Annotated in this window: 11 protein-coding genes; 10 read left to right on the forward strand and 1 reads right to left on the reverse strand. The window is 23.1% G+C overall.

Annotated features, from left to right (window positions below; genetic code table 4):
* Positions 1 to 13: 13 nt before the first annotated feature.
* Positions 14 to 2,725, forward strand: a complete 2,712-nt coding sequence (mgtA, locus tag NPA14_RS01160) for a magnesium-translocating P-type ATPase (RefSeq protein ID WP_257076194.1) — start codon at positions 14 to 16, stop codon at positions 2,723 to 2,725.
* Positions 2,726 to 2,765: 40 nt separating this feature from the next.
* A complete protein-coding gene (gene pip / locus NPA14_RS01165; protein WP_257076195.1) occupies positions 2,766 to 3,725 on the forward strand; it encodes a prolyl aminopeptidase in 960 nt (319 codons plus the stop codon).
* Here pip and NPA14_RS01170 read toward each other — a convergent pair.
* Positions 3,722 to 4,261 (reverse strand): hypothetical protein, encoded by a 540-nt coding sequence (locus NPA14_RS01170; protein ID WP_257076196.1) that lies wholly within the window; start codon positions 4,259 to 4,261, stop codon positions 3,722 to 3,724. The two genes, pip and NPA14_RS01170, sit on opposite strands and share 4 nt — an antisense overlap.
* A 129-nt stretch (positions 4,262 to 4,390) precedes the next feature.
* On the opposite strand from NPA14_RS01170, the gene deoD reads away from it, so the two are divergent.
* The 8 genes from deoD (at position 4,391) to NPA14_RS01210 (ending at position 12,549) form a co-directional block, all read left to right on the forward strand.
* Positions 4,391 to 5,095: a purine-nucleoside phosphorylase gene (gene deoD / locus NPA14_RS01175; RefSeq protein ID WP_257076197.1), complete on the forward strand. Its 705-nt coding sequence runs from the start codon at positions 4,391 to 4,393 to the stop codon at positions 5,093 to 5,095.
* A gap of 32 nt (positions 5,096 to 5,127) precedes the next feature.
* Positions 5,128 to 5,832: a purine-nucleoside phosphorylase gene (locus NPA14_RS01180; protein ID WP_257076198.1), complete on the forward strand. Its 705-nt coding sequence runs from the start codon at positions 5,128 to 5,130 to the stop codon at positions 5,830 to 5,832.
* A gap of 1 nt (position 5,833) precedes the next feature.
* On the forward strand, positions 5,834 to 7,129 hold the full coding sequence (locus NPA14_RS01185) for a pyrimidine-nucleoside phosphorylase (RefSeq protein WP_257076200.1): 1,296 nt from the start codon (positions 5,834 to 5,836) through the stop codon (positions 7,127 to 7,129).
* An 18-nt stretch (positions 7,130 to 7,147) separates the two neighbouring features.
* Positions 7,148 to 7,819: a deoxyribose-phosphate aldolase gene (gene deoC, locus NPA14_RS01190; RefSeq protein WP_257076202.1), complete on the forward strand. Its 672-nt coding sequence runs from the start codon at positions 7,148 to 7,150 to the stop codon at positions 7,817 to 7,819.
* A 149-nt stretch (positions 7,820 to 7,968) separates the two neighbouring features.
* Positions 7,969 to 9,000: an asparagine synthetase A gene (locus NPA14_RS01195; RefSeq protein ID WP_306428731.1), complete on the forward strand. Its 1,032-nt coding sequence runs from the start codon at positions 7,969 to 7,971 to the stop codon at positions 8,998 to 9,000.
* 3 nt (positions 9,001 to 9,003) lie between these two features.
* Positions 9,004 to 9,708, forward strand: coding sequence for a hypothetical protein (locus tag NPA14_RS01200; RefSeq protein WP_257076204.1), 705 nt, complete (start codon positions 9,004 to 9,006; stop codon positions 9,706 to 9,708).
* Positions 9,709 to 9,941: 233 nt separating this feature from the next.
* Positions 9,942 to 10,634: a hypothetical protein gene (locus tag NPA14_RS01205; RefSeq protein WP_257076206.1), complete on the forward strand. Its 693-nt coding sequence runs from the start codon at positions 9,942 to 9,944 to the stop codon at positions 10,632 to 10,634.
* Positions 10,618 to 12,549 (forward strand): MFS transporter, encoded by a 1,932-nt coding sequence (locus NPA14_RS01210; protein ID WP_257076207.1) that lies wholly within the window; start codon positions 10,618 to 10,620, stop codon positions 12,547 to 12,549. The genes NPA14_RS01205 and NPA14_RS01210 overlap by 17 nt, the downstream gene beginning before the upstream one ends.
* The last annotated feature ends 4 nt before the right edge of the window (positions 12,550 to 12,553 follow it).

Genomic DNA, 12,553 nt, shown 5'->3' on the forward strand with positions numbered 1-12,553 from the left:
AAAAGGGAGGAATATGAAAAATAATAAAACTATATTAAATAATAATTCAAATAATATTAAGAATAATTTGCTTAATTTCTCCCAAATGAAACAACAAGAACTTTATAATTATTTTAATTCTAGTTCAAAAGGTTTAACGCAAAATCAAATTGAATTAAATAAAGAAAAATTTGGATCTAATAAATTAATTAAAAAAAATAAAAACACTTTATGAAATAGATTATTTCATGCTTTTATTAATCCTTTTAATATCATTTTATTAATTTTAGTTTTTATATCTTTAGTAACAGATATTATTTTGCCTTTAGTAAGAAAAGAAAGTTTCGAACCTATTAGTGCTATTTCTACGACGATAATTATTTTAATCATGGTAATTATAAGTGGTGTTTTAAATTTTATTAATGAGAGCAAAAGTGCTGCTAGTGCTGAAAAATTAGTTAAAATGGTAAGAACTACTACAAGAGTAGAAAGAGAAGGAATTTTTTATGAAATTCCTTTAGAAAATGTTGTAGCAGGAGACATTGTTAATTTAGCAGCTGGTGATATTATTCCCGCAGATGTGAGAATTTTACGTGCTAAAGATTTATTCGTTTCGCAATCATCATTAACGGGTGAAAGTGATGCTATTGAAAAATTCGCACAAAACATTAATAATAAAAATGATGCTAATATTACAGATATAAATAATTTAGCTTTTATGGGTTCTAATGTTATTAGTGGATCAGCTAAAGCAATAGTCATAGTTACTGGGAATCAAACTTATTTAGGTCAAATAGCTCAAAAAGTAAATGAAAAACCTACAGAAAGTGATTTTGAAAAAGGAATTAAAAAAGTTTCTTGATTATTGATAAGAATAATGTTAATAATTGTTCCTTTAGTTTTTTTAATCACAGGTTTTAAAGGCGATTTTCACAGAGATAAAACTTGATTGGACGCTTTAGCTTTTGCTATGTCTGTTGCTGTAGGTTTAACGCCGGAAATGTTACCTATGATAGTAACAAGCACCTTGGCCAAAACTGCTTCAAATATGGCAAAGAAAAAAACAATTGTTAAAAATCTTAATTCTATTCAAAATTTTGGAGCAATTGATATTTTTTGTACAGATAAAACAGGAACTTTAACTTTAGATCAAGTTATATTAGAAAAACATTTAGATGTTAATGGACAAGAAAATACAAAAGTTTTAAAATATGGATTTTTAAATAGTTTTTTCCAAACTGGTTTGAAAAATTTACTAGATTTATCCATTATAGAAAGAACTGAAGAATTAGCTGATGAAAATCAAATCTTACAAAATTTAGAGAAAAAATATTTAAAAATTGATGAAATTCCTTTTGATTTTCAGCGTAAAAGAATGTCTGTTATTGTTAGTCAAAAAGAAAATAAAACTAATATAGAATTAATTACTAAAGGAGCTATAGAAGAAATTTTGAGCATTTGTAAATATATTGAATATAACAACGAAATTCAATTATTAACTAAAGAAATGATTAATAAAGTTTTAAAACATGTAGATTATTTGAATGATCAAGGTATGCGTGTTTTAGGTGTTGCTCGTAAAGATACCTTTAAAACAGATAAATATAATATTAATGATGAACAAGAAATGATTTTAATTGGTTATTTAGCTTTTTTAGATCCTCCTAAAGAATCGACAGCTTCTGCCATTAAACACTTACATAATTTAGGTGTGAATGTAAAAATTCTCACAGGAGATAACGCCCGTGTAACTAAAGCTATTTGTGCTAAAGTAGGTATACCCGTTGATAAAATAATGCTTGGTAAAGATTTACTTGATATTAATGATGAAGAATTAATTAAAATTGCTAACGATTATGATATTTATGCTAAATTAAGTCCTGATCAAAAGGCCCGTGTAATTAATGCTTTAAGAGCTAATAATCATGTTGTTGGGTATATGGGAGATGGTATAAATGATGCTCCAGCTATGAAAGTAGCTGATGTTTCAATTTCTGTTGATACAGCAGTAGATATAGCTAAAGAAACAGCAAATATTATTCTTTTAGAAAAAGATCTTAATGTTTTAGCAACTGGAATAATTGAAGGAAGAAAAACTTATGCTAATATGAACAAATATATCAAAATGACTGTAAGTAGTAATTTTGGTAATATTATAAGTATTGTTTTCGCTTCAATTCTTTTGAATTTTGTTCCAATGCTTGGAATTCAAATTTTATTTTTAAATTTAATTTATGATATTTCTTGTGCTGCCATACCTTGAGATAAAGTGGATAAAGATTTTATTAATAAACCACGCAAATGAGATAGTAAAAGTATTTACAAATTTATGTTTATTTTTGGACCAATTAGTTCTTTAATAGATATTTTGTTTTTCATAATTTTAAGATTTTGATTATTAGATCATTTAAATATAACAATGGATAATCAATTATATATAATGATTTTTCATACAGGTTGATTTGTTTTATCAATGTGAACTCAAGCTTTAATAATTCATTTTATTAGAACGGAAAAAATTCCTTTTGTTAATTCTTTTTCTTCGATAATGCTAATTTCTTCGACTTTTTTAGCTATTTTAATAGCTACATTAGTTCCATATTTACCATTTATAAATACAGCTTTAAAATTAACTCCTTTACCAGCAATTTATTTTGTTATTTTAATTGCTTTAGTTTTCTTATATTTAACTTTAATTTTAATAACTAAACATTTTTATGTCAAAAAATTCAAAACCTTACTTTAAAAGATATTTATTAAAATATCTTTTTTAGTAAAATCTAAATATGCAAAATTATTTAAAATATTTATTTAGCCCAATTGAACCTTATGAAAAAAATTATTTAAAAGTTGATCAAATTCATCAAATTTATTATGAAATAAGTGGCAATCCTAACGGACAAGCAATATTGTATGTACATGGCGGCCCTGGTGGTGGTACTTCTAAAATATCTAGAAGATTTTTTGATCCTCAACATTATAAAATTGTTTTATTTGATCAAAGAGGCTGTGGAAAATCTAAACCTTTTTTAGAATTAAAAAATAATACTACTTGAGATTTAGTAGAAGATATTGAAAAATTACGAAAAAAATTAAAAATTAAAAAATGAATTCTATTTGGTGGTTCTTGAGGAACAACTTTATCATTACTTTATGGTATCAAATATCCAGAAAATGTTTCAAAAATGATTTTAAGAGGTGTTTTTTTGGGTAGAAAAAAAGATATTTCTTGATTATATCAAGAAGGAGCTTCATACTTTAAACCATATGAATATCAAGAGTATATAAATTTATTAAATAAAAAAGAACAAAAAAATATTGTTGCTTCATATTATCATTTAATGCATAGTAATAATCATCAACTTAAAGAAAAAGCATTATTAGCTTGAGCAAAATGAGAAACAATGCTTGTTTCAGTTAATAAAATAAAATTTAATTCAAAAAATCTTAAAAATCATAGTGCATTAGCACTTTTAGAAAATTGATATTTTTATCATAATTGTTTTATTGAAGAAAATTATATTTTAAATAATATTGAAAAAATTAAAGATATTCCTATTTTTATAGTACATGGAGAATACGATTTAGATTGTTTACCTTCAGCTGCTTTTGAATTGCATCAAAAACTTTTAAATTCTAAATTATTTTTAATTAAAAAAAGCGGTCATTCTCAAAGTGAAATTGGGATAACTAAAAAATTAGTAGAATTAACTAATTTTTTAAAAAATAACATTAAATCTACTTAAATTTGCTCAAAATTATAAATTAAAGCATTTTTTAAATATTCTAAAGCTTTTTCATAATTAATTTTTTTAGTTTTATTCAAATAATTAAATAATTTATTAATTTGACTTAATTTATTGATTTTTAAACAAAAAATTTGACAAAAATAAAGAAAAATATTTTTTATAGTATCTAAAAGAAAATTATTTTTTAAAAGTCAATGTAAAAGATAAATTAGTATTTCAAAAGCACAATATGATAATTGTTTTAAATCAATTTGCATTTGTTTGTAAAAGGTATCAAATTCTAATGAAATTTGATATTTTTTTCAAATTCTTTCAAAAATTTCATATGTATTATTATCTATTAAAGAAATAATAATTTGATAATTTTTATCATTTGTTATTTCTTTTAAATCAAATAAAATTTGATACTCATCATTTCTTTCTTTTCATAAAATTTGATAATTAATTAAGGTTTGTGATAATAAATCAAACAGAATAGCCTTTTGATGTCCTGTATTTATATCACCTGTTAAAAGAGTTAGTTTTTTGCGCATTTTTTCCTTTAAAAGCAAATTATTTATAATTTTATAATAAATATTATAATTAATATGTAAGAGTTAATATACTAATATATATTAACTTTAAATTTATTTATTTAATAATAATTAATTTAAGGAGAATTTATGACGCCACATATTCAGGCTAAAAAAGAAGAAATTGCAAAAACAGTTATTATGCCAGGAGATCCTTTAAGAGCAAAATTTATTGCTGAAACTTTTTTAGATCCAGGTTATAAATTAGTTAATTCAGTAAGAAATATGTTTATGTTTACAGGAACATATAAAGGTAAACCAGTTACTGTAGCAGGTAGTGGAATGGGTTGCCCTTCAATAGGCATTTATTCTTATGAATTATTTAAATTTTATGACGTTGATAGAATTATTAGAATTGGTTCAGCTGGTTCTTATCAAAAAGATTTAGGTTTATATGAAGTTGTTTTAGCTTCAGAAGCATATGCTGATGGTGATGCTTATAGAAGAATTGCTTTAGGCAAAGAAGGTAGAATTGCTTTACCTTCAAGTAAATTAAATGAGGAAATTAAAGCAATTGCTAAAGCACAAAATACTAAATTAAATATTGGAAGAGTTCATTCTTCAGATGTCTTTTATTCAGCAGTTCCACTTGAAGAGAGAATTTCTGAATCTCAAGCACTTTGTGTAGAAATGGAATCCTATGCTTTATTTACTAATGCTGAAATAACTGGCAAGGAAGCAGCTTGTTTATTAACTATTAGTGATAATTTAATTACTCATGAAGAAACTAGTGCTCATGAAAGACAAACAGCATTTACTAAAATGATGGAAATTGCTTTAAATTTAGCTAGATAATAAAAAGTTTTATTTAAAGGAGAATATATTATATGACACCACATATAAATGCTAAAAAAGGCGAAATTGCAAAAACAGTTATTATGCCAGGAGATCCTTTAAGAGCAAAATTTATTGCTGAAACTTTTTTAGATCCAGGTTATAAATTAGTTAGTGATATAAGAAATATTTATATTTATACTGGCACTTACAAAAATAAACCAATATCAATAGCAGCAAGCGGTATGGGTATGCCTTCAATGGGTATTTATTCATATGAATTATTTAAATTTTATGATGTTGATAGAATAATAAGAACCGGCTCAACTGGTTCTTACTTAAAAGAATTAGGAATGTACGAAATTGTCCTTGGTACAGAAGCAATAGCTGATAGTGATGTTTTTAGAAAATTAGTAGCAAAAAAAGAAGGAATAGTTAATTATCCTTCTGCAAAATTAAATGATGAAATCAGAGCTATTGCCAAAAGTAAAAATATTAAATTAAATGAAGGAAGAATACATACGTCTGATGTATTTTATTCTTGTTTAAATTTAGAAGATACAATTGCAAAAACTAAAGCAATTTGTATTGATAATGAAACTTATGCATTATTTACTAATGCAGAAGCCTTAGGCAAAGAAGCAGCAAGTATTTTAACAGTTAGTGATAATTTAATTACTCATGAAATTATTTCAGCTCATGAAAGACAAACTGCGTTTACAAAAGTTATGGAGATTGCATTAAGTTTAGCAAAATAAAATGAGAGTAGTAGATTTAATTGAAAAAAAACGTTTTAATCAAAATTTAACAAAAGAAGAAATTGAATTTTTATTAAATTCTTATGTTAAAGGAGAAACTCCTGATTATCAAATGTCAGCTTTTTTAATGGCAGTTGTTTTTAATGGTATGAATAGTCAAGAGTTAGCTCAATTCACTAAAACAATGATGTATTCTGGTGCAACAATTGATTTAAGTGAAATTCCAGGAATAAAAGTAGATAAACACTCTACTGGAGGAGTTGGTGATAAAACCACTTTAGCAGTTGGCCCAATTGTTGCGGCTTGTGGCGTGCCGGTTGCTAAAATGTCTGGAAGAGGATTGGGTCATACAGGTGGTACAATTGATAAATTAGAATCAATACCTGGTTTTAGTGTTGAATTAAGTGATAAAGATTTTATCGAACAAGTAAAAAAACATAAAATAGCAATAATGGGACAAAGTCAAAATTTAGTTCCTGCTGATAAATTATTATATGCATTAAGAGATGTTACTGGCACAGTACAATCAATTGAATTAATAGCTTCAAGTATTATGTCTAAAAAATTAGCAACTGGATCTGATGCCATTCTTTTAGATGTTAAATGTGGTAATGGTGCATTTATGAAAAATCTTGAAGAAGCTAAAGCTTTAGGTAATGCTATGATTGCTATTGGTAAAGAATTAAATGTTGATGTTAGAGCAGAAATAACTAATATGAACAGACCAATAGGAAGAGAAATAGGTAATAAAAATGAAGTTTTAGAAGCTCTTTGAACATTAGAAGGTAAAGGTCCAACTGATTTTAACGAATTAGTATATTCTTCATGTGCAACTATTTTACTTCAAGCTAAAGCAGTTAATACTTACGAAGAAGGCTTAGAAAAAGTTAAAGAAGTTATCGAAAATGGCGCAGCTAAAGCTAAATTTAAAGAATTTATTACTTTACAAGGTGGTAATTATAGTGCTATAGAAGATCCTAAATTCTGAAATCCTAAATATAAATTAGAAATAAGATCTGATCAAAAAGGTTATTTAGATATTTTTGATTCATTAACTTTTGGAAAAGTAGCAATGAAATTAGGTGCTGGAAGAGCAACTAAAGCAGATAAAATAGATTTTGAAGCAGGTATAACATTAAATAAAAAAACGAATGAATGAGTTGATAAAAATGATCTTTTATTTACATTATATTCTTCAAAAGAAATTGATATTGAATTAGTTAATGAATTGAAACAAGCTTTTAAATATAATAATGAAAAAGTAGAAAATAAAATTATTTTAGCTAAATTAAGCTAAATTATTTAAGAGGTTATTATGAAAGAACAATACAATAGAATGATTGATCATACTTTATTAAAAGCTGACACTACAAAAGCTCAAATTGATAAATTATTAAATGAAGCAAAAAAATATAATTTTAAAACAGTATGTATTAATAGTGCTTGAATTCCTTATGCCAAAGAATTTTTAAAAGGAAGTGAAATTGGTATTACTACAGTTGTTGGTTTTCCATTAGGAGCATCATTTTCATCTGTTAAAGCTTTCGAAGCATCTGAGTCATTAAAAGCTGGTGCAGATGAAATTGATATGGTTATTAATATTGGTAAGTTAAAAGATAAAGATTATGATTATGTGTTAAATGATATCAAAACAGTTAAAGAAGTTTGTGGAAAAAATATTTTAAAAGTTATTGTTGAAACTGCATTACTAACACAAGAAGAATTAGAAAAAGTAACTGAAATTGTTGCTAATTCAGGTGCAGAATTTATTAAAACTTCAACAGGTTTTTCAAGTCGTGGTGCTTCATTAGAAGATGTTCAAATCATGCAAAAAATTGCACAAGGTAGATTATTAATAAAAGCAGCAGGTGGAATTTCTAATTTAAATGATTTAGAACAAATGTATCAAAGTGGCGCAACTAGATTTGGTACTTCTCGTTCAGTATCGATTCTAGAATCTACAGAAGCTGACTCAAATTCATATTAATATTTAATTAATAAAACGGCTAATGCCGTTTTTATATAAAATTATGAAAAAACTTAAATATTTTCACTTTTATTTTTTAAAAATAACTATTTTTGTTTTAATAAACTAAAAATAGTAAAATTATATGATTGCATAAATAAATTATTCGATTAAAAAAAGAGGTATACATGTTCGAAGATTTTAAAAAAGATTTTATAAAAACAATAAAAAATGAAAGATATTCTAATCTTTTAAAATTATTTTCTGTGATAAATAAATTAACTTATATTTGAATGGAAAATAATAATGTAGAAATAGTTAATTTACCAATTACAACTCAAAGTGTTACTAGTCCTATGGGATTAGGCAGCGACTCAAAACCTTATAAAGTTATTTCTAAAAGTAATTTAAATTATGAATTTTATTTGGCTGATAGTATGCAATTTCACCTTGAATTAATGTTAAGAGCTAAAGATATTTCTAGTGTTGGATATATAACAAATACCTTTAGAGGAGAACAGGTTGATAATAGGCATTTACATCAGTTTAATCATTTTGAAATTGAAATGTTAGGTAATTTAAAAAAATGTAAAGAAAAAATTATTGATTACATTAAATTTATTGTTAATGAATTAATAAAAAAACATAAAAATTTAATTGATTTTTTTAATAATAATAATTCAAATAGATTAAAAAAATGATTATCTAATGAAGTTATAGATTTAAAACATGATCATGTTATTTCTTTATTAAGATTAGAATATCCACTTGGTATAGAAAAAATTTATTTAAATGAAAATGATTTTATAGAAAGTGTTAATTCTAAGGGAGAACAATATTTAATAAATAAATTTAAAAATAATATTATTTGATTAAGCAACTTTCCATGACAATTAGTTCCTTTTTATCAAAAAATAGAAGAAGATTATGCGCTAAACTCTGATTTATTAATTGGAATAGGTGAAACTGTTGGTTCTGGACAAAGATGTATAACATATAAAGAGACATATGATTCAATACTAAAACACAATAATAATCCCAAACATTATGATTGATATCTAAAAATGAAGTTAGAATCCGAATTAGAAACATCTGGTTTTGGTTTAGGATTAGAAAGACTAGTACTTTTTATTATAGATGAAAAAGATATTAGAAATGTTCAGTTATTACCTAGAGAAACAGATAAGGAATTATTGCCTTAATTTATGATATATAGAAAAATTTTAAAATCTATTGATGACTTAATATCCGAATTTAATTTTTTATTTTCAGCAAATATTTCTTTAATATTAAAAGGAAGTTATATACTCGCTAAAAATAATATTTTAAAAAGATCTATAAATGATTTAGATTTTTGTTTCATATCAGATATAAAAGAAACAGATAAACAAAATTTTTTACAGTGAATAACTAATAAATTATCTAATAGTAAATTTGATGGTAACTTATTAATTACCTATATATCTGATTTTAAAATAGAAATTGTAAGCTTAGAAACTATAACTCTATCTTTTGTTAATAAAAATAATTATTTAAACAACATATATGAGATAAGTGTTAATTATGCTGTTTTACAAAAAATTTTATCTTTTGTTTATATATTTTCTGATGATTTTAAACATGACAGGAATCGAAAAATTTCAGAATTAGTAAATGATTTAGAATCAGTATATAAATTTAATAGTAATTTAATTAAAGAAATAAAATCATGAGCACTATTAAGAAACGCAATAAATTTAAATTTATTTAATACTTTCTTTATTTATAAACATTATGACTATGATAAATATCATGTTAAATATTTTAAATTTAAAAGTATAGAAAAATATTTAAATAATTATATATTTTCTGATATTAAAAAAATATATAAATTTATCAATAAGGAATATAAAAAAATAATTATTTTTTAGATTTATTATTAAAAAATAATTCTTTAATAATAAAAAAAATTATTAGTTCTTATGAAAAACCTACTTTACCTGGATTTGAAATTAATTTTTTAACAAATGATTTCAATGTTAGAAGAGATAAAAAAAATAGTATTTTTTTTAATATTTCAAATAATAAAAAAGTAGTTTTTATTTCTCACTTAGATGAAGTGGGAGGAATAGTTGTAAATGGCAATATTTATAACTTAGGTACTATGAATTGAATAGATGGAATTTATAACGTATATGATAAAAAATCTAATTTTATTTTTGATATAAATTGCAATAAAAAAGATAATAACATTTTTTCAGCCGAAAAAAATAGAAAAATAAATAGACCTACTTTATTTTTTTCTGACAAAAAATCTAATTCATTAAATAAAAATGATATATATCAAATATTCCCTTCTACAAAAACTATTGTTGATAAAGTATTTATTAAAAGTAGAAATTCTGACAATAGAATGTCAGTTGCTTGTATTTTGAGTTTAAATAGTTTTTCATCAATTAATTATATATTTACAACAAGAGAAGAAATATTATTACAATCTTCTAAAGAAAATAAAAATTGGATACAAAATAAAAAAATTAAATTAATTATTAATATCGAATCTTCAGAAAGTGATCAGTGGGATATTGGAGGTATATTAATAAGAGTTTCTGATACTTTTACAGCTGTTAATTTATCATTACTAGAAAAACTAAAAACATTATGTAATAAATATTCACTACCATATCAGTTATATTTTGGATCTGGGTCTACTGATATTACAGAACTACAATATGAAAACTCAATTACAATAACTTTACCTGCTGACAAAATTCATAGTTATGAGTCTAATGTTTTAAGTAAAAATATCTATTATATGTTAATTTTTATGGAGCTTATAAATGAAGAAATCCTTTAATTTTAATCTTTTTAAATATGTTTCGGCAGTAGGAATATCATTAATCGGTTCTGAAGCATTCAAAATTTCTTCAGCAATTTATATATATAAAATATCTGGGGATTTTTGATTGGTTACTTTATTATATTTATTAATTCAATTGCCATCAATAATTATTTATATTTTTTCAAATAAATTAGTAAAAATTCTTAAAGATAAAATCGCATTATTATTAACTGATATTTTAAGTGCTTTTTTTCTATTTATAGTATTTATTATTTCTATTTGATTTTTAACTTCTAACATCTTTTCAATTATATTAATTGTTTTATCAACTATACTGGGAACCATACATTCTTATCGTTTTATTCATTTAAAAAATATTTTATATTATTTAGCTACAGATGAAAAAACTTTAAAATCTTTTAATATTGGTAATTCTCTTGCTACATCAATAGGTTTTGTTCTTTCGCCTTTAATGTCATTTTATTTATATAATTATTTACAATTTTATTGACTGATAGTTTTTAATATTATTACTTATTTAATATCTGGTATATTGTATTGAAGTTTAAAACTTAATATAAATTCAATTGAATTTTCTAAAAAAACTATTTCACAAGATAATAAAAAAACTAAATTATCAAGCTGAATATTTATTTTTTCTTTTTCTATTTTAATTGGTATATTACTTTATCCTAGACAAGCGGGATTAATACAATTTTTCGCATATATTAAAGATTATAACTATAATGAATGATCTTTTTGATTCACATTAACTATGTCAATAAGTGGTTTAATAGCTACTACTTTATTAATGATATTAAATCATTTTAATAAATCTAAAATAAAATTACATATACTAATGATAGTAATGCTTATTTTAGCTAGTTCATGAATTTTTATAGAAAAATTAACAACTTCTTCTTATGTTATTTTCACATATTATTTTTTGATCAACACTATTCAACAGTTTATTTTTAGTATCACATTACCAACCTTTTATTCTGAATCATACAAACTATTTAATAAAAAAGATTTTCATAAGCAAAATGGTTGATCACTAGCTACTAGAGTTATAGTTTCTAATTTACTTATAATTTTATTTACATTTTTTAACAATGAATTTAGTTATTATTGAGCATATTTAAGTTATTCGCTTATTATATTAATATTGTCAATACTTATAATTACAACTTCATTAATTATTTTTAAAACAAATAATATTAATAAATTTTATTCTTCTAAAAAAACTTTTAATGATTATGAAGAATATACAAAAAAAGGTCTTTGAAATTCAGAAAAAAATATAATCAAAAAATATTTTTCTGATAATACAAAAGAATTAAAAATATACGATATTGGATGTGGACTAGGGAGAACTACTTTTGAATTAAAAAAAATGTTCCCTAATTCTAAAATTGAAGCAATTGACATAAATAAAAAATTTATTAATACTTGCAAAAAAAGAAATTTTGATAATTCTATATTATTTAAGCATAAAAATATAATAGATAAAATTAATGAAAAAGAAAAATATGATTTTATTTTGTTTTCTTTTAATGGTTTGACAAATATTCTTGAAGAACAAAAAATAAGAATGGCTTTAAATAATATTTATAACTTGTTAAAAAAGAATGGGAAATTCATTTTTACTATACATGATATGTTTTCTACTGAAGAATACAAAAATTATTGATTAGAAAAAGTAAAAGTTTATGACTTAGAGTTATTTTCTGAACAAAAAGTTCTATCAAATAAAGAAAACGATATATGAGTAAAAAATAGATTTTACACACAAGAAGATATGAAAAAAATATTATCGGATGAATTTAATTTTAAAATTTTGGAAGTATCAAAAAGAGATGAAAAATTAGAAGAAGAATGAGTTAAAAAATTATCCAAACCTTTATTATTTTATGTTGCACAAAAATAGTTAA

It is taken from the genome of Mycoplasma sp. 1018B, from assembly GCF_024582675.1.
Taxonomy (GTDB): Bacteria; Bacillota_I; Bacilli_A; order Mycoplasmatales; family Metamycoplasmataceae; genus Mycoplasmopsis.